26 protein-coding genes are annotated in these 26,339 nt (G+C 68.3%); 21 read left to right on the forward strand and 5 right to left on the reverse strand.

What is annotated here, in order from left to right; genetic code table 11:
• Positions 1-120 precede the first annotated feature (120 nt).
• Positions 121-1,629 (reverse strand): NAD(P)/FAD-dependent oxidoreductase, encoded by a 1,509-nt coding sequence (locus NDR87_RS32375; protein WP_251917665.1) that lies wholly within the window; start codon positions 1,627-1,629, stop codon positions 121-123.
• Positions 1,630-1,765: 136 nt separating this feature from the next.
• On the opposite strand from NDR87_RS32375, the gene NDR87_RS32380 reads away from it, so the two are divergent.
• The 6 genes from NDR87_RS32380 to NDR87_RS32405 all read left to right on the forward strand — a co-directional run bounded on the left by NDR87_RS32380 (position 1,766) and on the right by NDR87_RS32405 (position 8,673).
• The gene (locus NDR87_RS32380) at positions 1,766-2,080 is read left to right on the forward strand and encodes a hypothetical protein (RefSeq protein ID WP_251917666.1); all 315 of its coding nucleotides are present in this window, start codon (positions 1,766-1,768) and stop codon (positions 2,078-2,080) included.
• On the forward strand, positions 2,080-4,452 hold the full coding sequence (locus tag NDR87_RS32385; protein WP_251917667.1) for a hypothetical protein: 2,373 nt from the start codon (positions 2,080-2,082) through the stop codon (positions 4,450-4,452). Before NDR87_RS32380 ends, NDR87_RS32385 begins: the two co-directional genes overlap by 1 nt.
• Positions 4,453-4,496: 44 nt before the next feature.
• On the forward strand, positions 4,497-5,006 hold the full coding sequence (locus tag NDR87_RS32390; RefSeq protein ID WP_251917778.1) for a DUF3558 family protein: 510 nt from the start codon (positions 4,497-4,499) through the stop codon (positions 5,004-5,006).
• A 315-nt stretch (positions 5,007-5,321) separates the two neighbouring features.
• Entirely contained in the window at positions 5,322-6,677 is a 1,356-nt protein-coding gene (locus NDR87_RS32395; RefSeq protein WP_251917668.1) for a glutamine synthetase family protein, read from the forward strand.
• Positions 6,678-7,784 (forward strand): amidohydrolase family protein, encoded by a 1,107-nt coding sequence (locus NDR87_RS32400; protein WP_251917669.1) that lies wholly within the window; start codon positions 6,678-6,680, stop codon positions 7,782-7,784. It begins immediately after the preceding gene.
• Positions 7,785-7,788: 4 nt separating this feature from the next.
• A complete protein-coding gene (locus tag NDR87_RS32405; RefSeq protein ID WP_251917670.1) occupies positions 7,789-8,673 on the forward strand; it encodes an alpha/beta fold hydrolase in 885 nt (294 codons plus the stop codon).
• On the opposite strand, the gene NDR87_RS32410 is transcribed toward NDR87_RS32405, so the two are convergent.
• The gene (locus NDR87_RS32410) at positions 8,652-9,014 is read right to left on the reverse strand and encodes an Lsr2 family protein (RefSeq protein WP_251917671.1); all 363 of its coding nucleotides are present in this window, start codon (positions 9,012-9,014) and stop codon (positions 8,652-8,654) included. The genes NDR87_RS32405 and NDR87_RS32410 overlap by 22 nt on opposite strands.
• A 520-nt stretch (positions 9,015-9,534) precedes the next feature.
• Here NDR87_RS32410 and NDR87_RS32415 point away from each other — a divergent pair.
• From NDR87_RS32415 to NDR87_RS32430, 4 genes are all read left to right on the forward strand, one after another.
• Positions 9,535-9,948, forward strand: coding sequence for a phage holin family protein (locus NDR87_RS32415; RefSeq protein ID WP_251917672.1), 414 nt, complete (start codon positions 9,535-9,537; stop codon positions 9,946-9,948).
• The gene (locus tag NDR87_RS32420) at positions 9,945-10,196 is read left to right on the forward strand and encodes a DUF3618 domain-containing protein (RefSeq protein WP_251917673.1); all 252 of its coding nucleotides are present in this window, start codon (positions 9,945-9,947) and stop codon (positions 10,194-10,196) included. Before NDR87_RS32415 ends, NDR87_RS32420 begins: the two co-directional genes overlap by 4 nt.
• Complete coding sequence (locus tag NDR87_RS32425) at positions 10,193-10,453, forward strand: DUF4235 domain-containing protein (RefSeq protein ID WP_251917674.1); 261 nt, start codon at positions 10,193-10,195, stop codon at positions 10,451-10,453. The genes NDR87_RS32420 and NDR87_RS32425 overlap by 4 nt, the downstream gene beginning before the upstream one ends.
• Positions 10,454-10,603: 150 nt before the next feature.
• Positions 10,604-11,887, forward strand: coding sequence for a lipase family protein (locus NDR87_RS32430; protein WP_251917675.1), 1,284 nt, complete (start codon positions 10,604-10,606; stop codon positions 11,885-11,887).
• Here the strand turns inward: NDR87_RS32430 and NDR87_RS32435 are convergent.
• The 3 genes from NDR87_RS32435 to NDR87_RS32445 all read right to left on the reverse strand — a co-directional run bounded on the left by NDR87_RS32435 (position 11,884) and on the right by NDR87_RS32445 (position 14,763).
• A complete protein-coding gene (locus NDR87_RS32435) occupies positions 11,884-13,824 on the reverse strand; it encodes a YhgE/Pip domain-containing protein (protein WP_251917676.1) in 1,941 nt (646 codons plus the stop codon). The two genes, NDR87_RS32430 and NDR87_RS32435, sit on opposite strands and share 4 nt — an antisense overlap.
• A 4-nt stretch (positions 13,825-13,828) precedes the next feature.
• Complete coding sequence (locus NDR87_RS32440; protein ID WP_251917677.1) at positions 13,829-14,506, reverse strand: ATP-binding cassette domain-containing protein; 678 nt, start codon at positions 14,504-14,506, stop codon at positions 13,829-13,831.
• A gap of 77 nt (positions 14,507-14,583) precedes the next feature.
• A complete protein-coding gene (locus tag NDR87_RS32445) occupies positions 14,584-14,763 on the reverse strand; it encodes a hypothetical protein (RefSeq protein WP_251917678.1) in 180 nt (59 codons plus the stop codon).
• A 16-nt stretch (positions 14,764-14,779) separates the two neighbouring features.
• On the opposite strand from NDR87_RS32445, the gene NDR87_RS32450 reads away from it, so the two are divergent.
• From NDR87_RS32450 to NDR87_RS32500, 11 genes are all read left to right on the forward strand, one after another.
• Positions 14,780-15,343, forward strand: a complete 564-nt coding sequence (locus NDR87_RS32450; RefSeq protein ID WP_251917679.1) for a hypothetical protein — start codon at positions 14,780-14,782, stop codon at positions 15,341-15,343.
• A gap of 15 nt (positions 15,344-15,358) precedes the next feature.
• Positions 15,359-16,204: a helix-turn-helix transcriptional regulator gene (locus NDR87_RS32455; protein ID WP_251917680.1), complete on the forward strand. Its 846-nt coding sequence runs from the start codon at positions 15,359-15,361 to the stop codon at positions 16,202-16,204.
• A 10-nt stretch (positions 16,205-16,214) separates the two neighbouring features.
• Entirely contained in the window at positions 16,215-16,595 is a 381-nt protein-coding gene (locus tag NDR87_RS32460; RefSeq protein ID WP_251917681.1) for a hypothetical protein, read from the forward strand.
• Between the two features lie 167 nt (positions 16,596-16,762).
• Positions 16,763-17,542 carry a hypothetical protein gene (locus NDR87_RS32465; RefSeq protein ID WP_251917682.1) on the forward strand — a complete coding sequence of 260 codons (780 nt, stop codon included), beginning with the start codon at positions 16,763-16,765 and terminating at the stop codon, positions 17,540-17,542.
• A gap of 67 nt (positions 17,543-17,609) precedes the next feature.
• Positions 17,610-18,605, forward strand: a complete 996-nt coding sequence (locus NDR87_RS32470) for a polysaccharide deacetylase family protein (RefSeq protein ID WP_251917683.1) — start codon at positions 17,610-17,612, stop codon at positions 18,603-18,605.
• A 291-nt stretch (positions 18,606-18,896) separates the two neighbouring features.
• Entirely contained in the window at positions 18,897-21,302 is a 2,406-nt protein-coding gene (locus NDR87_RS32475) for a nitrate- and nitrite sensing domain-containing protein (RefSeq protein WP_251917684.1), read from the forward strand.
• Complete coding sequence (locus NDR87_RS32480; RefSeq protein WP_251917685.1) at positions 21,299-21,727, forward strand: roadblock/LC7 domain-containing protein; 429 nt, start codon at positions 21,299-21,301, stop codon at positions 21,725-21,727. The genes NDR87_RS32475 and NDR87_RS32480 overlap by 4 nt, the downstream gene beginning before the upstream one ends.
• A gap of 53 nt (positions 21,728-21,780) precedes the next feature.
• Positions 21,781-22,149 (forward strand): DUF742 domain-containing protein, encoded by a 369-nt coding sequence (locus tag NDR87_RS32485; RefSeq protein ID WP_251917686.1) that lies wholly within the window; start codon positions 21,781-21,783, stop codon positions 22,147-22,149.
• The gene (locus tag NDR87_RS32490; protein ID WP_251917779.1) at positions 22,130-22,717 is read left to right on the forward strand and encodes an ATP/GTP-binding protein; all 588 of its coding nucleotides are present in this window, start codon (positions 22,130-22,132) and stop codon (positions 22,715-22,717) included. Before NDR87_RS32485 ends, NDR87_RS32490 begins: the two co-directional genes overlap by 20 nt.
• Positions 22,718-22,760: 43 nt before the next feature.
• Complete coding sequence (locus tag NDR87_RS32495) at positions 22,761-24,542, forward strand: gamma-glutamyltransferase (protein WP_251917687.1); 1,782 nt, start codon at positions 22,761-22,763, stop codon at positions 24,540-24,542.
• 165 nt (positions 24,543-24,707) lie between these two features.
• A complete protein-coding gene (locus NDR87_RS32500) occupies positions 24,708-26,336 on the forward strand; it encodes an ABC transporter substrate-binding protein (protein WP_251917688.1) in 1,629 nt (542 codons plus the stop codon).
• The last annotated feature ends 3 nt before the right edge of the window (positions 26,337-26,339 follow it).

Here is a 26,339-nt window from a genome sequence, read left to right on the forward strand (position 1 = left end):
ATGGGCTCGATCCGAGCCCAGGCCCGATCAGTTACCTCACCTCGACCAACCACCGCATACAGCTAACACAACCACGACACCGACTCACCCAAACCCGCACAACCACTTACAGGACACGCCCTAGGCGACCGCGGGCGAGCTGGTCTCGGGTGCGGCGGTCGTCGCCGGGTCCCGGCGGAATTCGAGGTGCTCCTCCTCGACCCGTCCGCGCCGCAGTCGCACCGCGTCGATGTAGTAGTTGTTGAGCACCTTCCACGGCGCGCGGGTGCCCTGCCGGGGAATGATGCCGTCGGCGCGCTTGACGTAGCCCGACCGCAGCGCGCTGCCGAAGGCCGATTCGGTGCCGCGATCGGCGTCCTGGGCACGGGCGACGACCTGGGTGTAGCCGTGGCGGCGCATATGCCCCAGCAATCGGCAGAAGTATTCGCCGGCCAGGTCGGCCTTGAGGGTCCATGACGCGTTGGTGTAGCCCAGCACGAACATGGCATTGGGGACGCCGTCCATCAGCACACCCTTGTAGATCACCCGGTCGCGCGTGTTGATCGGTCGGCCGTCGACCTCGAGTGTCGCGCCGCCCGCGATCTGGACGACCAGCCCGGTCGCGCTGACGACGATGTCGGCCGGAATCTCCTCTCCGGAGCCGAGCCGAATTCCGTTGGGGGTGAAGGTTTCTATGGTGTCGGTGACCACCGAGGCCTGGCCCCGGCGCAGCACCCGGAACAGGTCGCCGTTGGGCACCACGCACAGCCGCTCGTCCCAGGGGTTGTACCGCGGCGAGAAGTGGCGGATGTCGACCTTGCCGCGCAACTGGGCCCGCACCGAGCCGACGATGAGCCGCCGCGCCAGCCGCGGCTGGGCCCGCGACAGCTCGAACACCCCGCGCTGCAGGGCGATATTGCGCACCCGTCCGAGCTTGTAGATCAGCTCGGCGGGGACCTTCAGACGCTGCAGCGCGACTGCCACCGGATCCTCGGCCGGGACCGGGAGGATGTAGGTGGGCGAGCGCTGCAGCATGGTGACGTGCGCGGCCCGGTCCGTCATGGCGGGCACCAGCGTCACCGCCGTCGCGCCGCTGCCGATGACGACCACGCGCTTGCCGGTGTAGTCGAGATCCTCGGGCCACTGCTGCGGATGCACGATGGGGCCGGTGAACGACTCCTCGCCCGGAAACGCGGGTCGATATCCGGCGTCGTAGTCGTAGTAGCCGGTGGCGCCCACCAGGAACCGACTGGTGAATTCCGCTGTCGCACCGGTGCTTTCGTCGACCGCGTGCACGGTCCACAGTCCCGTCTCGGTGCTGAACCTGGCGTGCACGACTCGGCGGCCGAACCGGATGCGCGGCGTCACGCCGTACTCGTCGGCCGTGTCCTGCACGTAGTCGCGGATGCTCGCCCCGTCGGCGAGTACCTTGGTGCCGCGCCACGGCCGGAAGTGATAGCCGAAGGTGTACATATCCGAGTCGGAGCGGATGCCCGGGTACTTGAACAGGTCCCAGGTCCCCCCGATCCGGCCGCGCCGCTCGAGCACGGCATAGCTGAGCTGCGGTAGTTCGCGCGTGAGGTGGCAGGCCGTCCCGATCCCGGAGACCCCGGCACCGATGATCAGCACGTCGAAGTGGTTGTCGCTCATTGCCGACCTCCGCAGCGTTGCGTTCGTCCGACCCAATATTACCGCGACATACTGTCACACACACTTTGCCCTGACAACGGCGGCCTTCCGTTCCGGTACGCTCATGGCGGTTTTGTACTGCGGGAAGGGTGGGGATATGGCTTTGACCCAGGCCGATATGGATCAGTTGAACTCCTTGGCTGGAAAGCTGGAGGAGGTCGGCAACGCCATCGATGCGGTCGACATCCGCACGGCCCTGGCGAAGGTGCGGGAGGCGCTGGTGGCCTGCGACATCGTGCCGGTGTGCGACCAGGCCGGGGAGTTCATCGAGGGCGCGTATCTGCGGGTGGCCGAGCGGGAGCGCTCGATCGCGACGAAGATCCGCACCTGCGCAACCGATTTCGCGATGACCGATCAGAACTTCAAGAAGGCGCTCGACGAGTTCGACTTCCACGGGTCGGGGGCGCGCTGATGCCGAACTCCAAGGGTGTTCCGACCCCGCGCGAGGTCGAGAAGTGGAATTTCAACGCGCTCAACGACTGGGCGGGCGTCGTACGGGCGGCCAACACCACGTTCAAGGAGCAGATCGACAAGGCGCGCAACCACTTCGGTGATCTCGGATCGGTGTGGTCCGGTGCGGCCCACGACGCCGCGTACGAGCGCGTGGACGAGGATTACAACCAGGCGCGCAAGGTCTTCTACGAGATCGACGACATGCCGGGCATGCTGGAGCAGGCGGGCAGCGGGCTGACATCGTTCAAGCAGGTCGTGCTGGACAAGATCGCCGATGCCGCCGCGCTGGGGCTCTGGGTCGACGACGCGTGGCAGATCCCCGACAACAGCGATGTCGAGCGCTCGGTCATCGACGACCACCAGGCCGCGGTCCGCGCCGCGTTCCAGGCGCTGCTCGACGAGATCGCCCGCTACAAGCAGACGCTGGTGAGCAATGCCGAACTCATCCGCGCCGCGGGCGACCTGTTCGGTTCGAATATCAATGTCGATGAGGCCGCCTCACAGGGCGGTCGACTGGGCGGCCAGGACGGTCGGGCCGTCGCCGATGCAGTGCGCAACCACGACGACCGCGCCCTGGCCGACATCGTCGACAACATGCCGAACTACGTTCTGACCGACCAGGAACGCCAGGCCCTGGCCAACGGCCAGGAGGTGTCGACCGTCCCCGCCGGGGTGCAGGACTACTACCGCGAGTTCTATCGCTCGGCCGGTAAGGACGGCGTATTGGCGCTCAACGACTATCTGGCCGCCCAGGAGAAGACCGGCAATCCGGTCGCGGCCGCCCAGCGCGACAATCTCGCCAATGGGCTGATGATGGTCAGCAACGACAAGGTCGTCAGCCGCGGTCCCGACGGGAAGATCGTCGCGCAGGGCGGGTATCAGAATTTGCCGCCGGACATCCGGGAACTCGTATCCGGGCGGGCCGAGGAGCACATCGATCCCGACGCCACGCCGTTCGACGTCCGCGACCGCTTCGTGGACCAGGCCCGCTTCGCCGACCTACTGGGCGAGGCGAATCCGGGCTATACCCCCGGCAAGGAGTTCGGCATCGAACTCGGCCGCCAGGGCGCGAGCATCACGAACTATCTCGACCAGGTCGACAAGAACATGCACGGCTATATGCCGACCGGTTTCCAAGAGGGCGACCGCGACCTGATGGAGCGCTCGGCGCAGCAGTATCTGACCGCCGCGGGGCGCAATCACGATGCGAGCCATGCCCTTTTGACGGGCGAGGGGGTGACGACGGACCCGTCCGGCGGTGCGCTGGGGGACCGTTTCCATCCGCAGAAGTACGACCCGAAGGAATTCGCCAACACCATCTTCAATCATGAGTGGGGAGATGATGGGAAAGCGGCCGCTGGGTTGTACAGCTGGGCGGGGGATCTCACGCATGATCAGGGGCCGACGGGGGAGAAGGCGCGGGAGATCGCGGAGGTGCTGCCGAAGTACCTTGCGCCCGTTGACAGCCATAGCACGCTGCTCGGGGGTGACGGCAAGCCGATCACCAACGGGGAGGGTCCGTCGGTGTTCCAGAACTCCGCCGAATCGTTCGCCAAGAACCCCGAATTGGCGACGGGGCTGGCGAAAGTTCTGGCCCCCAACCTAGACGCGTTCGCGGGATACCACGCGCAAACCGGAATCGAGAACAACCAGCTGCAACTCGGCCGCGAGGACGCGCGTCGGCTGCTGTTCCTATCGTGCATGTCCGACCCGGGCACGATGTACTTGGAAACATCCCGGCAGGCCTATGATGCGGCAGTATTGGATCGGATCGCTCAGGGGCAGGATCCCAAGCCGTTCGATACCGCCCTGATGCTGGCAAACGTCGATGCTCATGTATCCCTTGCTGAGCGGAACGCCGCGATCTACAAGGATGCTGCCGAGGTCGATGGGCGCAATACCCATGAGCAGGAGCTCTACGACACGCGCCAGAAGGGATGGGACTTCGCCAAGAGCCTTGTCTCCGGGGGAATAGAAGAGGCGACCAACAAGGTTCCGGGCGGGGCGATAGTCCAGAGCATCATCGGTGACATGGCCGATAAAGGTATGGACAAGGCAATCGAAGCGTGGGATCCGGAGCCGACTCCAGGGAAGATGCAGTTCCCAAGTGCGGAAGCGATCCAAAATGATGGGTATAACTCTTTCGAGTCCGCGTTGGTGGAAGCCACCAAAGATAACCCGCTTCCTCAGGACAAGTTCGACCAGTATCGCAGGGATTACAGCGGGGCCTATAACGACGTCGTCCCAAACGTGCTGGTAACTGATGCCAACGATCTGGAAAAGCTTGTTACGGGTGGAGTGGGAGCACCGCGTTCGAAGGAGGACAAGTGACGGACGGGCGCCGATTCCGTGCCGCGAAGTGTCGCGCTGGGGCAATGGTCGCGACTGCGGTAACTTCGTTGGCCGTCCTTGCTGGGTGCAATGGAAGCCCGGCTCCGTCACCACGTGCGACTCCTGTGACGACTCCGCCGCCGGGACCGATGCCGACGTTCGATCTGTGTAAAGCTCTCTCCGAGGATTTCCTCTCAAAACAGGGCCTCACCGCAACGCTGACGATCCCTCGGGGGGAGAACGAGCTAGGAATGGATCGCAACGGTTGTGTTATCGGAAAGGGGGAGGAGCCGAGCAGGCTGTTGTTCGGCTTCTATGTCACGGATCGAAATGTCGAGTACATGAAGGCGATCTCGGCTGAGCTTCCGTTCCGCGAGACGACTATCGACGGCAGGGTTACCGGCATCCTCGGTCCTAGCAAGATCGGGGAGTGTAAAGCGCTGTCGAATTTGTCGGGTGGGGGAGGGATTCTGATTTCCGGACAGTTCGTCAAGGATCCATGCGAGAAGGTGGTCGAGATGGCGGACACCCTTCTCCCACTGATGCCCCGATGACACCATGGCGGGTCGCAGGAGCATGCTGGTTGTCGCTGTCGTGGCCGTTTCCGTTGCGTGCGCAGCCGATCCCGCTCGGCCGCAAGGGCCAACGCCCGCTACGACCCTGCGCCTGCGACGATGCCGACCCTCGATCTATGTAAAACTATCCCCGCGGATGTGCTCGCTAAGCGAGATCACACTGTAGCCAGCGGAACGATCTCTTCGGGGTGATCTGGGGATACGAATCCACGGGTGAGCATCTGCGAGAAGACGATCGACCTGGCGAACACCCTTCTCCCGCTGCTCCCCAGGTGATGTCGGTATCGTGAGGAGATGTCCTCGACGCCGGATCGGATACCGGCCGACGGCCTGGCCGTTGGGTCGGCTGTTCGGGTGGATGCTCAGCTCGTCGCGTTCTCCTTTGTGGACAATGCGGGGATAACCAGGGTGAAAACCGTTCCGGTGGAGCGGCTTTCGTATGCGGGGCAGTATGGGGTGGGGGCCTCGCCCACGTTCGATGTTTTCAGCTTCGATGACGTGATGAATGTGGGGCGGTATGTGGATGGGCCGGATGGGGATCTGCGGGTGGTGCCGGATCTGGGGCGGTTGACCGAGTTGGTGTGTCAGCGGGGGTGGGCTTGGGCGCCTGCGGACAAGTTCACACAGGAGGGGGTGCGGTCGCCTGCGTGTCAGCGGCATTTCGCGGCTCGGCAGGTGGAGGCGGCGGGGCGGGGTGGGCTGCGGTTGGCGATGGCGTTCGAGCATGAATGGGCGCTGGGGGAGGATGATTCGGAGTTCGTGCCGGTGGTGACGGGGCCCGGATACGGGATGATTCGGCTCGGGCAGGTTGCCGATTACGCGCGGGATCTGGTGGGGGCGCTGGATCGGCAGGGGGTGCGGGTGCAGCAGTTTCATCCCGAATACGCGCTGTCGCAGCTGGAATTGTCGGTCGCGGCGGCGGATCCGGTGGCGGCGGCCGATGACGCGGTGCTGGTGCGGCATACGATTCGGCAGGTGAGTCTGGGGTACGGCTGGCGGGCCACCTTCGCCCCGTGCATCGACCCCGACGGCGCGGGATCGGGGGCGCATCTGCATCTTTCGGTGCACGACGAGCAGGGCTCACTGCTGGCCGGTGGCGCGGGGTCGCACGGGCTGCGGCCGGTGGGGGAGGCGTTTCTGGCGGGTGTGCTGCGGGAGCTGCCCGCGCTGGTCGCGGTCGGTGCGGGCAATCCGGCCAGCTTCCTGCGGCTGCTGCCGTCGCGCTGGGCGGGGGCGTGGCAGTGCTGGGGGCGCGAGACGCGCGAGGCGGCGCTGCGGTTGATCACGGGGGTGCGCGGCACCGAGGAGTGGGCGGCCAATGCCGAGGTGAAATGTTTCGACGCCACGGGCAATCCGTATCTGGTGGTCGGTTCGGTGATCGCGGCGGGGCTGGCGGGGGTGGCCGAGGAGCTGCGGCTGCCACCCGAAATCCACGGTGACCCGGCCGCTTTCGGCGACGACCGGCGGGTGGTCCGGCTGCCCGCCACCGCCGCGGCGGCGGCCGAACGGCTGGCCGAATCGAAGGTGTTGGCCGAGGCCATGGGGCCGGAGCTGCACGATTCGTTGCTGACCGTGCGGCGCGCGGAGGCCGAGCGATACGCCGACGCCGATCCGCGCGAGCTGGTCGAGCTGACCCGCTGGCGGTTCTGAATGCTCGCCGACGAGATCGGCCTCATCGATCAGCACTGTCACGGTGTGGTCGCCGCCGATCTGGACCGGCCGGATTTCGAGGCGCTGCTCGGCGAGGGGCGGCGCGGAACCTTCGCCTCCGCCCTCGGCCTGGCCGTAAGGCGCTGGTGCGCACCGGTTCTCGGGCTGCCCGCACATGCGGTGGCCGAGGACTACCTCGCGCGGCGGGCCGAACTGGGATGGCGGGAAGTGTCGGCGCGGCTGCTGCGTGCGGCCGGGGTGGCACGCTGGTTGGTGGACACCGGATTCGGATTCGAGGACGAGTTCGCCGACCTGTCCGGCGGCGAGGTGGCCGAGATCGTGCGCATCGAGACGGTCGCCGAGCGCGTAATCGCGGAAAAGGGCTGCACCGCTGCGGCTTTCGACGAAATCGAGCGATCGCTGCGGGACGGCGCCCGGAACGCGGCGGGCTTGAAGTCCATCACCGCCTATCGCTGCGGACTGGACTTTCCGCTGCGCGACACACCACCGGCGCCCACCGCCCTGGACGCTCGCCTGACCGACCCGGACGCGCTGGGCTGGCTGGTCGGACTCGCCGCCCGCCTCTCCGCCGAGCTGGGCCTGCCCCTCCAGTTCCACACCGGGTTCGGCGATACCGACCTGCGGCTGCATCGCGCCGACCCGCTGCTGCTCACCGATTTCCTACGCGCCACCGAGCACACCGGCGCGACCGTCGTACTGCTGCACTGCTGGCCGTTCCACCGCAACGCCGCCTATCTGGCGCACGCCTTCCCGCACGTCTACCTGGATCTCGGCTTGACGATTCCCCATGTGGGGCAACGAGCTTCGGCGGTCCTGGCCGAGACGCTGGAGCTGGCCCCGTTCGATCGGCTCTGCTACTCCTCGGACGGATACGGCCTGGCGGAGCTGCACCATCTCGGCGCGCGGCTGTGGCGGCGCGGTATGGCACGGGTGCTGGCGGAGTGGATCGCCGATGACGTCATCACCCCGGCCGATGCCGACGAACTGGTCATCGCCGTCGCCGCGGGCAATGCCGCGCGCGTGTATCCGGCCGCGACACCCCGGCCCCGGCATGGGCCGGATTCGCCCGATCGGCCGCTACGCTGACGCCGTGACTTCAGCCGCGCCGCAGACGATTACGCTGCCCGGGGGTCAGGTCGTCGGATATGCCGAATACGGCGATCGCGGCGGGCGCCCGCTGCTGTACTGCCACGGCATCCCGGGCTCACGGTTGGAGGCGCTCGCCCTCGACGCGGCGGCGAGCGCGGCCGGAATCCGGGTCGTCGCCGCCGACCGGCCGGGGGTGGGATTATCGTCGTTCGCCCCGCGCCGCCGGGTCGCGGACTGGGCGGAAACCGTGGCGGCGCTGGCCGATCGGCTCCGGATCGAGCGCTTCGCGGTACTCGGTGTGTCGGGCGGCGGGCCGTATGCGCTGGCGTGTGCGCGCGAGCTGGGGGAGCGGGTGCGCTCGGTGGTGCTGGTGAGCTCCATCGCACCGGTCGCCGCGGGGGCGCGACCCGGGAATCTGCTGGTGCTGCGGCGCTTTCCGTCCCTCGCGCGACCCATCGCGGCGCGGCTGGCGGCCCGGGTGCGGCGGCCGGGCGGGGTCGCCGAGCTGGTCGCGGGAATGCCCGCGGTGGATCGGGATCGGGTGGCCGAACATCCCGAGGTGCTGGTGGAGCTGTCGGCCAATGTGGCCGAGGCCTTCCGGCAGGGCAGTCGGGCAGTGGCCGCGGATATGCGGCTGCTGTTCGGGCGGGACTGGGGATTCCGGCTCGCCGACATCCCGGTGCCGGTGCGGATCTGGCACGGCGACGGGGACCGCAACGTCCCCGTCACCGATGCGCATCGACTTGCCGCCGAACTTCCTTGCGGCCGAGTGACTGTCGTGCCGGATGCCGGGCATCTGCTGATCATCGGCCACGCCGGGACGATTCTCGCCGCCGTGCGGGCCGAAGGCGCTGGCAGCGACGATCAGGAATTGGCCTCGCGGTAGGCCTCGACCAGATCCTTGGGCAGTCGGCCCCGGGCCGACACCTTGCGGCCGGTCGACTGGGCCCATTCGCGAATCTTGTTGGATTCCGCCTTGCTCAGGCCCGACGCAGAGCCCGAACCCGCGGCCGCGGCCTTGCGCCCGCGGCGGCCGCCGATGCGGCGGGCGGCGGCGGTGTAGGGATCCAGCGCGGCATAGAACTTGTCGCGGTTCTTCGCGCCCAACTCGATTTCGTATTCGACACCGTCGACGGCAAAGTTGATCGTCGGGTTGGGAACGATGTCGGTGTCGATCCGCTCGCCGGTCAAGTCGTCATAGGTTTCCACAATTGTCTTCTGCGCCATTCGGCAAGACTAGCATCTCGTCGGCGCGGCATTTCCCAGTCGTTCCCACTCCGTGGGGGCGCCTTTGTTGGCGCAATTCCCGGACGCGATCGATCGGCTGGCGCCCAGGTCGGACCGGGGAGTCCCGGCCGGGGCGATGCGTGCCGAGGCGAATCATCGCGCGGTTGTCCGTTTCGTCGGCGACCGAAATACCTCGAGTCCGGCCGACCGCCGCGCCGATCGATTCGGGCGGGTGCCGGGGCGGCGTGCGGGAATGCCCGGCGAGGCCTTTTTGCCGCGTCATGGAAGTCGGTCGGTCTCCTTTTCCGGCTCGACCAATAGCACATCGAGATGACCAATTGATCACCGCCCGGTCCGGCCGCCCTCAGGTGGCCGGATCGCCGACCGCGCATTTGACGGATGTCGGCGCTCGATCATACCGCCTGTGCCGCAACGCAATCGAACTCACCCCGATCGAGCAGGTGTCGGCCGGTCGCCGAGGGGTATTCGCGCACCACACGATAGAAGGAGGCGCCGTGTCATGACCGACACCCATGATTCCCGGGCCGCGGATTCCCCACCCGTGGCCGAATTGATCGGCAACGCCACCGAGCAGTTGAGCCGGTTGGTGCGCGAGGAAATCAGGCTCGCCGCGATCGAGACGCAAAGCAAGGCACAGCGTTTCGGTCTGGGCGCGGGCCTGGCCGGGGTCGCGGCGATGCTCGCGCTGCTGGGCGCGGGGACGCTGGTGGCCGCGGCGGTACTCGCGCTGGCCCTGGCCCTACCGGCGTGGGCGGCGGCGCTGATCGTCGCGGCCGCGCTGTTCGGGATTGCGCTCGTCGCCGCGCTCGCGGGTCGGTCCGGGATGCGCCGGGCCGCACCGCCGATTCCGGAACGGGCCGTCGCCGATGTCCGCCGCGATATCGAGGTCGTCAAGGAAAGGAGCCACCGGTGAGCATTCCCTCCGATCCGGACCAACTGCGCCGCGATCGCGATCGGACCCGGGAGGAACTCGGGCGCACGGTCGAGGCGCTGGCCGAGAAGTTCGATGTGCCGGGCCGGGCGCGCGCCCGCGCGCACCAGCTGCGCGAGCGGGCCGGGGAGGCCACGCCGGGTGTGCTCCGGTCCCATCCCGTCCCGGTGGCGGGACTGGGAGTGGCTGTGGCACTTGTGATCTGGCTCATCGTGCGGAGGCGGTCATGAAGCTGCTGTACAAGCCGCTGGGCATGCTGGTGAGCGTGCTGGGTGGCCTGCTGGCGTCGATGGTGTTCACCCGGGTATGGCACTGGGTCGCCGGTGAGGACAGTGCGCCGAGCGCGACCTCGAGGGACTACGGCTGGGGCGAGGTGCTCGCGGCCGCGGCGCTGCAGGGCGCGATCTTCGGCCTGGTGAAGGCGGCGGTGGACCGAGCCGGTGCCACCGGATTCCGCAGCGTCACCGGAATCTGGCCCACGCAATAGCCGCATTTGTGCACATTGTCTGATACATGCTGTATCGGCTCGGTGAAACTGCAGCTACCGCGCCGCTTCCAACTGGTGTGTTGTGGATCCCACACAGGGAGGTGTGCTGGCTCACAATGGCCGCCGCCTCCGCACCGGTAGGGAGAGTCGATGTTTGCACGTCTCGAGCGGGCCGCGGTCCTGGCCCTGGGCGCCTGCTTGCTGGTCGCGACGGCGACCACCGCCTGGGCGGATCCCGATCCGCAACCGCCGCTGCCGATTCCCAGTGAGCGGCAGATCCTTCCGGCGGTGATCCCGCTGACGCCCCCGGACCGCGACCCGTGGTACGACGACCCCGCCGACCTGGCCGAGTTGAACAACGGAGATATCGTGCGTGCGCGGGATGTGCAGTCCTATGTGCTGGGCATCCCCTTCCCGGTGCACACCCGGCAGATCCTGTATCGCACCACGGATGCGCACGACGCCCCGATCGTGACGGCGACCACCGTGCTGGTGCCCGGCATTCCGTGGCTGGGCAGCCCGCGCCCGCTGGTGTCGTATCAGGAGGCGATCGACAGCACGGCGTCCATCTGCAACCCCTCCTACACGCTGCGCGCGGGCTTGTTCAAGGAGATCGCGCTGACCCAGTACTTCCTGGAACAGGGGATGGCGGTGGCGATTCCGGACTTCAACGGCAAACGCAACGCCTGGCTGAGCTCCTCGGAGGGGCGGATGGTGCTCGACGGCATCCGCGCCGCGCAGCGCGATCCCGCACTGGGCCTTCGAGATTCGGGCGTGGGTCTGTACGGCTACTCCGGCGGCGGCAACGCCTCGGCCTCGGCGGCCGAGTTGCATGCCTCCTACGCGCCGGAGCTGCGCATCCTCGGCTCCGCACAGGGCGGGGTCGCGGCGGACAAGGCGGCGCTGTTCGCCGGATTACAGGGCCCCACCACGTTTTACAACGTCTCCGCGCAGTGGGCCCTGTGGGCGATCGTGGCCGGACTCACCAAGGACTACCCGGACATACTGAAGGTGGACGAGCTGCTCACCCCCGAGGGCATCGCGCACCTGCGGAACATGGACGGCCGCTGCGTCTACAGCGAGGTGGTCACCGGCCTGACCGGACCGCCGCTGACGAAGTACCTGAAGGACCCGAATGTGCTGCAGCGCCCCGAGATCCAGCAGCTGCTGCACGACATCAGCTTCGGCAGTCCCGAGCGCAGGCCCGACATCCCGATCTTCATGTGGCATTCGATGACCGATCAGCTCATTCCCATGAACGGCATCCTGCCGGTCGAGCAGGCCTATTGCCGATCGGGTGTGAATCTGCGCTGGTTCACCATTCCCGCCAGCGAGCACCTCTCCGCGGATGTGGCGGTCTGGCCCGCGGCCACCGCGTGGCTCAGCTGGGTGCTGCGCGGGGGCGATCCGGGGCCGGTGCTCTGCCAGCCCTAGGTTTCGATCCGCGGATGCAGCCGGGCCACGGTCCAGACGCGCTGGCGGCGCACCACCAGGGCCGTGGCCCCGACGAACACCAGCAGGAATCCGGCCAGCACCAGCACATCGCGCACGAGATTGGTGGTGAGCCCACCCGAGATGCCGACGCGCAGGGCGTCCACCAGATAGGTCATCGGCAGGATTGGATGCACGGCGCGGAACGGGGCGGGGGTGGTCTCGATCGGATACAGGCCGCCGCAGGCGGTGAGCTGCACGATGAGCAGCACCAGCGACAGCGCCTCGCCGATCGCCCCCAGCGAGACGCGCAGGAAGTGATCGATCGCGACGAAGGCCCCGGCCGCCAGGATCAGCACTCCGGCGACCGCGATCGGATGCACCGGATTCAGGTGCAGGCCGAAATGCACCGCGCCGTAGAGGATCACGCCGCCGATCGCGGCGATGGCCGCCACCGGCAGCCAGCCCGCGGCCGCCACGGTCAGCGTGCCGACGCGCCCGGCCAGGGCGCGCGGATTGAGCGGGCGCAGGAACAGGTAGGCCAGCAGGCCCACCACCCAGATGGCGATGGAGAAGAAGAACGGCGCCAGGCCGCGCCCGTAGACCCCGGCCGGATGCAGATTGTCCATACTGATGCCGACGGGTGAGCCGAGCACGTCCGCGGCCTTGGCGGTCTGTTCGGCGCTGGTGTCGGGAATCTTCTGGACCGCGCCGTCCACCACCCCGGCCAGCTGGGTGGCGCCGTTGTTGAGCTGATCGGCCGCCGTGCGCAGGGTCTGGGCGCCCGATTCGAGCGCGGTGAGCCCGGCGGTGATCTGCGTTGCGCCCGAACCGATCTGGCGGGTGCTCGACGAGATCGCGCGCAGCGGGCTGTCGCTGCCGGTGAGCGCGGTCTGCACGGGACCGAAGTCGCGCTGGACCGCGGTGGCCGCGGTGGCGGCCTGGTCGGCCGCGGTCCTGGCGTGCTCGGCGGTGCCCGCCGCTCCGGCCGCGGCGTCGCCGAGGCTGTGCGCGCGCTGCAGTGCGGTGGCCAGCAGCGGATCCAGCGCCAGCTCCGGATGCACCGCGGCGAACTGCCGCAGCGCCGCGTCGGCGTCGGCGGCGCTCTGCCGGACCAGGGCGGTGCCGTCTTGGACCACACCCATGGTCTGGCTGGCCGCGGTGGCGGCATTGACGGCCGCCCCGACCGCATTCGGCAGCGCGGTCGCGCCGGAGCCCGCGAGCGCGTCGATCGCCTGATCGGCGCGGGTGCCCGCATCGGCGAGCCGCTGCAGGCCGTCGGTGATGCCCGCGGCGCCGGCCCGCGCGGCGGTGATGCCGTCGGTGAGCGAGACCCCGGTGCGCTGGGCCAGGACGGTGCCGTCGACGAGGGCGTGCGCCCCGATGGCGGCGATGTGCAGCTGCTGTTTCACCTGGGACAACTCGCCGTAGATGGCCCGCGCGTAGGCGGCGTGGGCGGCGCTGTTGACCTGATCCTGCAGCTCGGACTTGGCGGCCTTGGCGATGATGCCCACGACGAAGTTGTTGGCGTCGTCGAGGGTGATGTCCAGGCTCGCGCGTTCGGGGGTGGGCCGCTGGGCGCTGACGAGTTTGGCGCTGAAGTCCGGCGGGACGGTGATGGTGAAGTAGTAGCGGCCGTGCTCGAGGCCCTCGTGGGCGGCGCGGGCATCGACGAAATGCCACTGGAACGCGCCCGAGGCGCGCAGCTGATCGGTGAATTGCTTTCCGGCGTCCACCAATTGGCCATTGGCCTCGGCCGGGTGGTCCTGGTTCACCACGGCCACCGGGATCTTGTCGGTGCGGCCGTAGGGATCCCAGTTCGACCACAGGTACAGCGAGCCGTACAGCAGCGGGATCAGCGCGAGCGCGATCGGGACCAGCGTCCGCAGCGGTCCGCGGAAGCGGCGGAATTCCAACAGGGCCAGGCGCACAGCGGTCACGGGTCTACTCCTTCGCCGCGGTGGTGAGGCGGTCGCGATCGATCGGATGGGCGAGTTCGATCACGGTCGTGGCCTCCGGATCGAGACCGGGAGGGACCCGGTCGGTGGCGGCGAGCACGGTCAGGCCGTGGCCGGTGAGGGTGTGCAGGGCCGACCACACCGGCGCGGTGGCGACATCGTCGAGGACCAGCGCGCCCGGGCGCTCGGCGGCGGCCAGCGCGACCGCGATCACGGTCTGCTCGTCGGGGTGCAGTCGACCGAGCGGAATGTCCTGCGGTGGCTGAATTTCCAGCAGTTCGAAGGCCGCGGATATTGTCGCGGGGGAGATCCGGGGGCCGCCGAGCAGCAGGCGTTCTCGAATGTGTTCCCGCACCGATAGTTCGGCGTCGGGGTACACCGCCGGTTCGGCGCGCGCGACGGCCACCAGCTCGCGCACCCGGGCCGCCTGCTCGGGTATCCGGTGGCCGCCCACGGCCAGCACCCCGGCCACCAGTCGCATCCGTCCGGCCAGCGCGAGCAGCAGCGAGGTGCGTCCGGAACCGCTCGGGCCGGTCACCACGCCCAGCCGCCCGGCCTCGACCGCCAGCGACACCCCGTCGAAGGCGCAGCCTTGCGGTCCGCGCGCGGTAATACCCCGGGCCACCACCTCGACGCCCGGGAAATCCAGAGATAACTGAGCCACGCCCTCGCGGATAGCCAGCCAACCCGTGGTCAAACGGTGACGAGCCAGTCAAGCTGGGCCTTAAATAGCCGAGGTGACTATTTTGTGACCTTCGCCATAGCCGTTGCCTGGCGGTTGCCGCGGCGATAATCGGGCGCGAGCGCGTGACCAGCGTGGTTGTCAGCGTCGGCGAACGTCTGGAGTATCGAAAGTGGTTGGCCGCGCCGATGATCCGTCTCGGCCGCCGTTTCGACCCCTGCCGACAAGGCGATCGTCACCGTAAAGGTCGTAGCTATGACAGAAATCATCGATGCCCACGGCATGGTCCCACCGCAGCCCGGTATGCCCGGGGGTCCCGGCCCCCGCCGGGCGGGCGGTCCGCCCCCGCATCCGCACCATCCTCGGCCCGCCACCCGGCCGGTGCGGTCGGGACCCGGCGCGCAGTGGTGGAGCGCCAAGACGGTCCTGGTCACCCGCGTCGCCGGTCCCGGGAAACTCGTCACCGCCGCCCGGCTCGTGGTCCCCATCGGCGACCGGCAGCTGGCCTTCCGCATCTCCTCCCTCGCGCCGGAGGCCGCTCAGCTCGCGCAGGACGGCCGCGTCCTCGTCCAGCCCGGCGACTGGCACGGCAGTCCGGTGGTCGGCACCCATCAGCGGCAGGGCTGGGCCCAGCTCGTCACCCGGGGCACCCTCATCGACCATGTGGACACCGCGATGAGCGCCAAATACGGCTGGCGGCTGTCGCTGGCCCGCTTCGGCCACCATCTGGCCCGCGGCGCGGCCCGGTACGGCGATGTGGTGGTGCTCGTGAATGTCAATGAGCCCAGCCCCATTCCGCTGCCGCCGTCCGCGCGCTGATCGGACGCGCGCGGCGTGAGCGAACAGCGGCTGCTGGAACTGCGTGGGGTGACGCAGGTTTCGGCGCGCGATGTGGTGTACTGCCCGCCCGGGCTGGTGGGCGGGACGGGAACGATCCGATGCTTCGGATTCGATGTGTGGGAGCCGCACGTGGTGCGGCGGCGCAAGATTCCCGGCGGGACCGTGAAGCTCGTCTTCGCCCTGGACGGGGTGTTCGACGGGCGGGCGGTACATCCGACCGCGCTCGTCTCGGGCATGTACGACCGCGGGTCGACGGCGACGCATTCCGGCCGGATGTGCAGTGTGCAGGTGCAACTGGGGCCGCTGGCCGCGCGGCGGCTGCTGGGCGTGCCGCTGCACGAAGTGCGCAACGCGGTGGTGCCGCTGGAGGAAATACTGGGACCGTCGGCTCGGCAGCTGGCCGAGCGCCTGGCAGAGACGCGTGGTTGGCAGCGTCGGTTCGAACTCGTCGGGGAGTATCTGCGCCGCCTGCCGCGCGCCGAGGCCGACGACACCGTGGTCGCGTCGGTGCGGCGGCTGCGGTCCGGGCGCGACGGGCTGACAGTCTCCGATCTGGTGACCGAATCCGGCTGGAGCCGAAGGCATTTCAGCCGACGCTTCACCGATCAGGTGGGCCTGTCGCCGCGTGCCTACGCCTCGCTGCTGCGATTCTCCGCGGCCCTGCGCGAGCTGGTCGCCCCGGTCCCCCCGGAGCTGGGTCGCATGGCGCACGAGCTCGGCTACTACGATCAATCGCATCTGATCCGGGATTTCCAGCGCTTCGCGGGTGCTTCGCCGCACGCGCTACTGCGCGAGGCCATGGCCCAATCGTCCAATACCAGCGGTGCGGCGATCGCATAGCGTCGGGCCCATGCCCAGCTCACCGATGTTCGTGCGTATCGCCGCCCTCGGCGTCGGCATTCACGCCCTCAATCACCTTATCGTCCTGTTGATTCCGCCCGTCGGGATGAATCCCGGCACCGTCTACCATCTGATCGGCGCGCCGGTCTACGCGGCGCTGGTCCTGCCGCTGCTGCGCGGCCGCAACTGGGCCCGCATTCTGATCACCGTCCTGCTGGGATTCCAGTTCGTCGGACGCTTCGTCGTGTGGGCGCTGTTTCCCGAGACCGGGGCGCACCTCGCGCTCATCCTCGGCTGGACGATCTCGATCATTACGCTGACCCTGCTGTGGGCGCCCCGGGCGTCGCGGGCGCACTTCCGCTCCGACGAGCGGGTCGGGACGCCGAGCTGATCTCGAAATGCGTTGTGCTATAGGGGTTTAGCATTACAGCGCCGCCCGAATTCGGGCGGCGTGGCCGCAATCGGCCTTGTCCGGTGCCGCGCGGTGATTCCATGCCGAATATGCATCGCATACGCACACGGGTGGCGCGGATCGCGTCGACCCTCGCAATCGCTCTGGTGACAACGACTCTCGTCGGCTTACCGACGTCCTCCGGGCAGCCGCCCGATGCGGCACAGCCGGATACGGCGATCGTTCCCGGCGAACGGCAGCCGGATCGGCAGTCCCGGGTGTACTTCAAGATCCCGGTCGGCAACGAGATGATCCGGCTGCAAACGCATTTCACCGTGCCGCCCAAGCTGCCTCGGGTCGGCACGATGTTCCTGTGGCCCGGCCTCGAGCCGCGGCCTGGCGGGCGGAACTACGAGCCGATCGGGCTCGGCGTGCTGCAGCCGGTGCTGACCTGGGGACCCAGCTGCGCTCCGCGCAATCAGCCGCCCGCGTACTCGACCTGGTGGATCGCCGCGATGTACGTCAATGTCGGCAATCACCCGGACTATTCGGGCTGCCGCTCCGGACGGGCGATGGCCGTGCGGGTGGGGGAGGTGCTCGCTATCGATATCGCTCTGGACCGAGCCACCGGCGTGTGGAAGCAGACCGTCACCGGGCAATCGGGCTCGGTGAACTTCTCGATCAACCTGCGCGACCAGGCGCAGAACATGGCGCTGTTCGCCATCGAGCCGTGGAACGGCGCCCGCTTCCCGGGTCGGCTCGACTTCTCCGACACCACGATCACCTTCCGCGACCGCGCCGACGACAGCTGCCTGCGCCCGGAGCTGAGCTACACCGGCTCGGGCGGCCGCATCTCGACCCCGACCGTCGACGGCACCCGCTGCCATATCGATAGCATCAGCGTGAACAGTCCGAGTACGCCGAATACGGCCGAACCGGCGGCATAGCCCGCGCACATCGGGTCCCGGTGTGTTGTTGCGTCCAGTTAGCTATCGCAGACCGTACGGTTGGCCAGTGGCGACGAACCAGGTCCTCGGCGTGCGAGTAATGCTGTCTGCCCTGCTATTGACGGTCGCGGGTTGCGCGGCCGATCCGGCGGCACCGGGCCCGTCCCCGGTTGCCAATGGGATGCCCGCGGCCTCGAAGGCGTCGGTGGCGCCGGCCGCCGTGGGGGCAGACGAACTGGGCGACGTGCCGATCCTGATGTACCACCAGCTCAGCGCGGACCCGCTCGGCGAATACGATCAGACCCCCGCGGAGTTCCGTGCCGAGCTGGAACGGCTCTATCGCGAGGACTATCGACCGGTGACCGTCGCGGACTATGTGGCGGGCGCGATCAACATTCCGGCCGGGACGCATCCGGTCGTGCTCACCTTCGACGACTCGACCGTCAGCCAGCTCGCGTTCACCCCGGACGGCGCGCTCGTGCCCGATACCGCCGTCGCGATTCTGGAGGATTTCGCCGCCCGGCATCCGGACTTCCCCGCGCGGGCCACCTTCTATGTCAACAACGAGGCCTTCGGCAATGCCCCGGGCGCGCTGAAATGGCTCGTCGCGCACGGCTACGAGGTCGGCTCGCACACCGCGACCCATGCCAATCTGGGCCAGCTCGACAGTGCGGGGGTGCAGCGGGAGTTCGGGGAGAACGTCCGCGAGATCCAGACGGCCACCGCGAGCAAGGTGCATACGATGGCCCTGCCGCTGGGCATCTTCCCCGCCGACCGCGCCCTCGCCTCGCAGGGGGTGTGGGCGGGTGTGCCCTACAAATTCGATGCGGTGATGCTGGTCGGCGCCGAACCCGCGCCCTCGCCCTACGGCGAGATCGATCGCGGGGGCATTCCGCGCATCCGATCGGGCAAGGGAGAGGTCGCCTTCGACTCGGCCTACTGGCTCGATCGTCTCGCCGCCAGCCGCTACACCTCCGACGGCGATCCAAACAAGATCTCCTTCCCGGCCCAGCGTGGCACCGAACTCGCCGCGTCGTGGCGCGATCGGGCCAACCCGTACTGACGTATAACGCGTGTCAGTTATTCATCGGTAGCGGGGCGCTATTGAACGCTCAATCGAAAGGTTTTGGAAAACCCTTGGCGTAGTTCGCTTCCCGAGTTGACGCCGGAGTGGGCATATGGGATTTTGCTCACAGACTTCCGTGCGCTCGTCGGTGAGCCTTCGAGCCGGCACGGACCCCGGCTCGAGGAGTTGCAACAAGTGCGTCTGCGTCTACGGCACGAAAAGCCCGGAGACAGACCGGTTTCGGAGCCCACGACCGCTCCTGCCGACAGGCGGTTGTTCGGCACGCTGATGGCGGGAATTTTGCGTCCGCGCACCATCGGTGGCCAGCTGTCCCGCATCCTCGCTTTCGCGTTGATCTTGGTACTGGCGCTGCTGACGGTCACCGCGTTCGGGGCGTACGCGGAGTACCGCGAATCCGACGACACCACCCGCGCGGTCTCGCTCGCCCTACGCGTACAGGACCTCACCGATCAGATTCAGCGCGAACTCGGCCTCAGCAACGGCCTGCTCGGTGGTGACGAGCGGCTGCAGCAGCCGCTGGCCGAGCAGCGCCGCAGCGTCGACCGCACGCTCGACGCGGTGAAGGGCGTCGCGAACTCCGACGCGCCCGGCGCCGATCAGGTGCGCGCCGCGCTCGGGCAGCTGAATCTGTTGGGCAACACCAGAACTCAGATCGATACCCGGCGCATCAGCCGCCCGGTGGTGATCCAGTTCTACAACGACGCGGTCGGCACGCTGAATCAGCTGACCCTGGGCCTGGATCAGGCGAACGATCCGGAGATCCAACGCGGCCTGCAGGCGTTCTACGCGCTGGGCGCGGCCAAGGAACAGTTCGACAAGGAACGCGGTTTCCTCAACGGCGTCTTCGTCGTCGGGCATTTCTCCGGCGGTGAATACGGCCAGTTCATGGAGATTCGCGCCACCAAACAGGCGGCCCTGCAAAGCTTCTCGCGCTACGCCACAAAGAGCCGCCAGGCCGATCTGGACGAGGCGATGCTCGGCGACAACGCCGCCGAGGCGGAGCAGGCCGAGGCCGTCGCGCTGGCCTCCGGCGACGGCCCGCTGGTCCGCCCGGTCGACCCGATGAACTGGTGGAACCGGATGACCGGCGTCATCGATGCGCAGCGCGCCGTGCAGAAGAAGGTCGGTAACGACGTCCAGGCCCGCGCGGACGATCTGCGCGCGGCCGCGACCACCAAGCTGATCATCTTCCTCGTCGGCGCGGCGATCGCCGTGATCGCCATGATCGCGCTGGTGCTCGCCTCGGTCCGCGCGCTGGTGCGGCCGCTGGCCGAACTCGCCGGTGAGGCCGACGACGTGGCCTCGCGCCGCCTGCCGCGGGTCATCGACGAGTGGGCGCATGCGGTCGACTCGCGGCCCGAGGCGCCCGCCCCGGTGCGGATGCCGAAGGGGTCGAGCACCGAGATCGCCGCGGTGGCGGGCGCGCTGGATCGCGTGCAGGCCACCGCCTTCGAACTCGCCTCGCAGCAGGCGCTGGTGCGCCGCAACACCACCGAGTCGATGGCAAACCTGGCCCGGCGCAACCAGAACCTGGTCCGCCGCCAGCTGGGGCTGATCAGCGAGTTCGAGCGTAAGGAACTCGATCCGCAGGGTCTGGCCAACCTCTTCGAACTCGACCACCTGGCCACCCGCATGCGCCGCAACGCCGAGAGCCTGCTGGTACTCGTGGGCGAGAACAGCCCGCGGCGGCTGGCCCGGCCGGTCGCGCTGACCAACGTCATTCGCGCGGGCATGTCCGAGGTCGACGACTACCGCCGGGTGGTGCTGCGCCGGGTCGACGATGTGATGATCGTCGGCGGCGTGGCCAGCGAGCTGTCGCACATGCTGGCCGAGCTGATCGAGAACGGCCTGGCCTTCTCACCGCCCGATCTGGAGGTCGAGATCTACGGTCGCCGGGCGGCGCACGGCTATCTGCTGGCCGTGGTCGACCACGGCGTCGGGATGCCGCCGGATCAGCTCGCCCAGTCCAATGCCAAACTGCGCGGTGAACAGGACTTCATCGTCGCGCCCAGTCGCTACCTCGGTCACTACGTGGTCGGTCGGCTGGCCAAGCGCCTCGGCATCGATGTCGAACTGAACACCTCGCCCGTCAGCGGCATCGTCGCGCGGATGACGCTGCCCTCGGAACTGCTTGCGGCCGAACAGGATCACCAGCCCGCGACGGTCGAGGCCAAGGCCCCCGTCACGGTGATCGAACCGGCGTGGGGCGCCGATTCGGTGACCCACCGGATGGTGGAGGCGGAAGCGCGGCCGGAGATCACCGCGCCCACCGCCCGCGGCGAGGCGTCGCCGCCGGTCCGGATGACCGGGCCCGAGCCGTCCGCGCCCCGGTCCGCCGCGCCCGAACCGGTGACCGGGTCGTGGAACGCGCCGCGTCCCGCCGCCGATCCCGGCGCGGCCACCACCCGCAACGGATTGATCCGGCGCAACAAGCGATCCCGGGGCGCCGAATCGACGAGCGGTCCGCAGCTGCCGCGACCCGAAACCGCCGCGCCGCCGCCCGAGCGCGGTCCGGCCACGCAGCGCTCGCCGCAGGAGACCGCCAGCATGCTGGCCTCGTTCCGGGCCGGTCACGAGCGCGGCACCGGCCATGAGCGCGGCTTCGGCCATGATCACGGACCCGACGATGCGCGCAGCACCCCGACGATACTGACCGCAGAGGAGAATTGGTGACCACCCACGTGCCGAGCGCCGACCCGCAGACCTTCAACTGGATGCTCGCGAACTTCGTCCGCAACACCGCCGGTGTGCGCGAGACCGTGGCGGTCTCCACGGACGGACTGCTGATCGCGATGTCGGAGGGTCTCGAGCGCGCGGCGGCGGACCGGTTGGCCGCCATGGTGTCCGGGCTGTCCAGCCTGGCCAGAAGCGCCTCGCGCAGCTACTCCTTCGATGGACTGAAGCTCATCATGATCGAGATGCGACGGGGCTTCCTGCTCGTCTCGGCCATGGGGGACGGCAGCTGCCTCGGCGTGATCGCCGACAGCAACTGCGACATCGGCCTGCTCGGCTACGAGATGTCGGTGCTGGCCGAACGCGCCGGGTCGCTCCTTGACCCGGCGCTGATTTCCGAGTTGCGAGAGACCTTGCGTAGATGAGAGATAGTGATCGCCCGTGGTTGCCGAACCCGGGGACGAGCCCGACAGATGACATGTTCGGCTGGTTCGGCAACCGCCCGGGGCAACCCGACCAGGCCGAGGACGACGACTTTGTCCGCCCCTTCGTCGTCACCGGCGGGCGCACCACGCCCGTCATCGACGGTTTGCGCATCGAAACGCTGGTGCAGGCACCGCCGTCCGCGCTGCCGGCGCCGCTGCAACTCGAGCAGCGCACGGTGGTGCAGCTGTGCCAGCAGCCCAAGTCGATCGCGGAAATCGGCGCCGCGCTGAAGGTTCCGGTCGGCGTGGCCAAGGTGATCGTCAGTGATCTGGCCGCGGCCGGATACGTGTCGGTGCGCGAATCGCAAGAACTGTCCATTTCCGCCATCGAGAGGATCCGCGATCTTGTCCGGGCGCTCTGACAAGCCCATCGGTCCGACCGCCCCGTCCTCGGTGAAGATCGTCATCAGCGGTGGTTTCGGCGTCGGTAAGACGACCTTCATCGGCGCGATCTCCGAGATCGAGCCGCTGGCCACCGAGGCCGCCATGACCGAGGTCTCGGTGCATGTCGACGATCCCGGGCGGCGCGAGGACAAGACCGAGACCACGGTCGCGCTGGACTTCGGCCGGATCACGCTGGACCAGTCGCTGATCCTCTATCTGTTCGGCACGCCCGGCCAGGACCGGTTCGTCTTCCTGTGGGACGACCTGGTCGACGGTGCGCTCGGCGCGGTGATCCTGGTGGACACCAGCCGGATCGACGACTGCTTCCCGGTGCTGGACTACTTCGAGAAGAAGAACACCCCGTTCGTGGTGGTGGTGAACCGGTTCGAGAACGAGCGGCAGTTCGAACTGGCCGAGGTGCGCGAGGCGCTGGAACTCGAGGATTGGATTCCGCTGGTGGAATGCGATGCGCGCAAACGAGATTCGGTGCGCGACGTGCTCGTGGCGCTGCTCGAGCAGGTGCTGTTCCACCGGTTGGCGTCGTGACGTAGTTCTGGACGAAAACACTACGAGAGGCAATACTCACCCGGTGTTCACCACGCGACCGACCCTGCAGGGCACCTTCGGCATGGTGTCGTCGACCCATTGGCTCGCCTCGGCCACCGCGATGGCGGTGCTCGAGGACGGCGGCAATGCCTTCGACGCCGCCGTGGCCGCGGCCTTCGTCCTGCACGTCGCGGAACCGCACCTCAACGGGCCCGGCGGCGAGGTGCCGATCATCCTCGCCCCCGCCGGACAGGCCCCGCGGGTGCTGTGCGGTCAGGGTCCGGCCCCGGCCGGGGCGACGATCGAGCACTATCGCGGGCTGGGCCTGGAGTTGGTGCCCGGCACCGGTCCGCTGGCCGCGGCAGTGCCCGGCGCGTTCGACGCCTGGATGGTGCTGCTGCGCGATCACGGGACCAAGCGGCTGGCGCAGGTGCTGTCGTATGCCATCGGCTACGCCGAGCACGGTGTACCCGCGGTGGAGCGGATCGGTGCCACCATCGCCGAGGTCGCGCGGCTGTTCGAGACCGAATGGCGCGATTCGGCGGCGGTGTATCTGCGCGACGGAAAGCCGCCCGCCCCGGGGGAACTGCTCCGCAACCCGACGCTGGCGCAGACCTGGCGGCGGGTGATCGGCGAGGCCGAGGCGGCGGGTGCGGACCGCGAGGGGCAGATCGAGGCCGCGCGGCGGGTCTGGAGCTCCGGATTCATCGCCGAGGCGCTGGCGGCCGCGGCCGCGCGCCCGACCATGGACACCTCCGGCGAACGGCACGCGGGCACGCTGACCGGCGACGATCTGGCGAAATTCGCTGCCACGTACGAGGATCCGGCGACCTACACCTGGAACGGGTGGACCGTCGCCAAGCCCGGACTGTGGAGTCAGGGGCCGGTGCTGCTGCAGCAGCTGGCCCTGCTGTCCGAGGTGCCGGAGTACGGCACGCCCGAGTACTACCACCGCCTCGTCGAGGGTTCGAAGCTGGCCATGGCCGATCGCGAGGCGTGGTACGGCGAGGCCACCCCGGTGTCGCTCGCGACGCTGCTGTCGCCGGAGTACAACGCGCGGCGGCGCGAGCTCATCGGCGCGAAGGCGTCGGAGGAGCTGCGGGCGGGCGCTCCGGACGGCCGCCCGCCGCGGTTCAGCGCGTACACGCTGACCAAATCGGCGGGCGGAGCGGCGATTCCGATCGGCGCGGGCGAGCCGACCGTGGCCGCCACGGGGGCCACCCGCGGCGATACCTGCCATCTCGACGTCGTGGATCGCTGGGGCAATATGATCGCGGCGACGCCCAGCGGTGGCTGGCTGCAATCCAATCCGGTGGTGCCGGAGCTCGGCTTCCCGCTCGGGACCCGGTTGCAGATGACGTGGTTGGACCCGGATCTGCCGAATTCCCTTGCGCCGGGCCGCCGGCCGCGTACCACCCTGAGTCCCTCGCTGGCGCTGCGCGACGGGACGGCCGTCATGGCGTTCGGCACGCCGGGCGGCGATCAGCAGGATCAGTGGAGCACGCACTTCTTCCTCGCGGTGGCGCTGCGGGAGCGGGTGCGCGGCGGGCTGGACCTGCAGGGCGCCATCGATGCGCCGAACTGGCATCAGGAGAGCTTCCCCGGCTCCTTCTATCCCCGGGTGATGAATCCCGGTGTGGTGGTGTTGGAATCGCGAATCGGAGAAGACGTGATCACCGAACTCGAGCGGCGCGGCCACCGCGTGACGGTGGGCGGGCCGTGGTCGGAGGGCAGGCTGTGCGCGGTGGCCCGCGATCCGGAAACCGGGGTGCTCTCGGCCGGTGCGAATCCTCGTGGAATGCAGGGGTACGCCGCCGGACGATAGTCGTAGGGCCAACGCGGGTACACAGCGGTTCGGAATTGCCGGATCGCCATACGTCGCACCGTTTTTCGGTGCGTTCGGCTCCTCGGGTGGCAGGCGAGGGAAAACGATTGATGAAAAGCTATTTCCAGCGAGAAAAATCAGACTTCGTGAAGTAGGTTGTAGCCCATGCTCGTTCGCCTCTCCCGAGTGCTGGGACTCGGCGTTGTCGCCGTCGCGATCGCGTCCTGCGCGCCGGTGCAGTATCCGGACCGAAACGCAACGCACACCGACGATTTCGGAGCCCCGGTCGGAACGCAATCGGTGCGCGAAGGTGGCGATCTCGTGATGGGGCTGTCGGCCGAGCCCGATCGCCTCGATCCCACCACCTCCGCCTCGCTCTACACGCGCTATGTCATGAACTCGATCTGCGAGAAGCTCTATGACAACGACGCGTCGGGCAAGCTGGTACCGCAGCTGGCCACCGCGCTGCCGACGGTCTCGCCGGACGGTCTGACGGTCACCATTCCGGTGCGCACCGGAATTCAATTCGCCGACGGTACGCCCTTCGACGCCGCGGCGGTGCAGACCAGCCTGCAGCGCCACCTCACCATGAAAACCTCGCAGCGAACCAGCGAGATGGGACCGATCGCCGCGATCGAGGTGGGCGGTCCGGATCGCGTGGTGCTCAAATACAAGAAGCCGTTCGCGCCGATCACCGCCGCACTGGCCGACCGGGCCGGAATGATCATGTCGCCCGCCGAACTGAAGAAGACGGACAAGGATTTCGGCGATCATCCGGTGTGCGTCGGCCCCTTCAAATTCGTGAAGCGGGTGCCGCAAACTTCGATCTTGGTCGAGCGCGATCCGCTGTATTACGACGCGAAGAAGGTGCATCTCGACACGATCACCTATCGGATCATGCCCGATGCCAATATTCGCGCGGCGAATCTGCGTTCGGGTGACATCCACGTCGGTGACTACATGTCCCCACAGGATGTCGACGCATTGGCCAAGGATCCAGGATTGCGTCTGCTGCAATCGAGTTCGCTCGGGTTCCAGGGCATTTACATCAACATCGGCAATGTCGACGGGGTGGGCAAACCCGCCAAGCAGATCGACACCCCGATCGCCAAGGACGCCCGCATTCGGCAGGCGCTGTCGCTGAGCATCGATCGACAGGCCCTGGTGGACACCGTCTTCAACAACTGGTACGAACCGGCGTGCACGGGCATCGTGCCGCAGAGCGGTTTCGCCACGCCCGCCGGAACCGCCTGTCCCGCATACGATCCGAAGCGTGCGCGCGAACTGCTCGCCGAGGCCGGGGTGCAGGTGCCGTATCGGGTGAAGCTACAGGTGCAGAACCAGCCGGACCAGCTGCGCTACGCGCAGGCACTGCAGGCCAGCGTCGCCGAGGGCGGGTTCGAGCTGGATGTGCAGCCCACCGAGTACTCCACTCTGCTGGACGTGCAGAAGCGCGGCACCTACGAGGCGATGTATTTCGGCTGGTCGGGGCGGTTGGATCCGGATGCCAACATCTCCCGCTTCCTGACCACCGGGTCCAGTGGTAACTACTCCGGATACAGCTCACCGGCCCTCGACGATCTGCTCGGCCGGGCCGCGCGCAGCAGCGATACCGCCCAGCGCGCGGAGCTGTACGGACAGGCCGCGCAGCTCATCGCCAAGGACAACCCCTATCTGTACACCTATCGCATTCGCGTGCTGACGGTGCACTCCACCCGGGTGACCGGCATCGAGGCCTATCCGGATGGTGTCGTGCGGCTCGGCAAGGCCGCGTTCCTCACCGAGAAGGACTGAGGC

Source organism: Nocardia sp. CDC159 (assembly GCF_023740735.1).
Taxonomy (GTDB): Bacteria; Actinomycetota; Actinomycetes; order Mycobacteriales; family Mycobacteriaceae; genus Nocardia; species Nocardia pulmonis.

What these genes read in the sequence shown, in the direction of transcription:
- NDR87_RS32460 (WP_251917681.1), top strand. Translation starts at nt 16,215, where the DNA reads ATGCCCAGCTCACCGATGTTCGTGCGTATCGCCGCCCTCGGCGTCGGC.
- NDR87_RS32380 (WP_251917666.1), top strand. Translation starts at nt 1,766, where the DNA reads ATGGCTTTGACCCAGGCCGATATGGATCAGTTGAACTCCTTGGCTGGA.
- NDR87_RS32395 (WP_251917668.1), top strand. Translation starts at nt 5,322, where the DNA reads ATGTCCTCGACGCCGGATCGGATACCGGCCGACGGCCTGGCCGTTGGG.
- NDR87_RS32415 (WP_251917672.1), top strand. Translation starts at nt 9,535, where the DNA reads ATGACCGACACCCATGATTCCCGGGCCGCGGATTCCCCACCCGTGGCC.
- NDR87_RS32500 (WP_251917688.1), top strand. Translation starts at nt 24,708, where the DNA reads ATGCTCGTTCGCCTCTCCCGAGTGCTGGGACTCGGCGTTGTCGCCGTC.
- NDR87_RS32450 (WP_251917679.1), top strand. Translation starts at nt 14,780, where the DNA reads ATGACAGAAATCATCGATGCCCACGGCATGGTCCCACCGCAGCCCGGT.
- NDR87_RS32400 (WP_251917669.1), top strand. Translation starts at nt 6,678, where the DNA reads ATGCTCGCCGACGAGATCGGCCTCATCGATCAGCACTGTCACGGTGTG.
- NDR87_RS32430 (WP_251917675.1), top strand. Translation starts at nt 10,604, where the DNA reads ATGTTTGCACGTCTCGAGCGGGCCGCGGTCCTGGCCCTGGGCGCCTGC.
- NDR87_RS32410 (WP_251917671.1), bottom strand. Translation starts at nt 9,014, where the DNA reads ATGGCGCAGAAGACAATTGTGGAAACCTATGACGACTTGACCGGCGAG.
- NDR87_RS32390 (WP_251917778.1), top strand. Translation starts at nt 4,497, where the DNA reads ATGGTCGCGACTGCGGTAACTTCGTTGGCCGTCCTTGCTGGGTGCAAT.
- NDR87_RS32485 (WP_251917686.1), top strand. Translation starts at nt 21,781, where the DNA reads ATGTTCGGCTGGTTCGGCAACCGCCCGGGGCAACCCGACCAGGCCGAG.
- NDR87_RS32475 (WP_251917684.1), top strand. Translation starts at nt 18,897, where the DNA reads ATGGCGGGAATTTTGCGTCCGCGCACCATCGGTGGCCAGCTGTCCCGC.
- NDR87_RS32385 (WP_251917667.1), top strand. Translation starts at nt 2,080, where the DNA reads ATGCCGAACTCCAAGGGTGTTCCGACCCCGCGCGAGGTCGAGAAGTGG.
- NDR87_RS32375 (WP_251917665.1), bottom strand. Translation starts at nt 1,629, where the DNA reads ATGAGCGACAACCACTTCGACGTGCTGATCATCGGTGCCGGGGTCTCC.
- NDR87_RS32425 (WP_251917674.1), top strand. Translation starts at nt 10,193, where the DNA reads ATGAAGCTGCTGTACAAGCCGCTGGGCATGCTGGTGAGCGTGCTGGGT.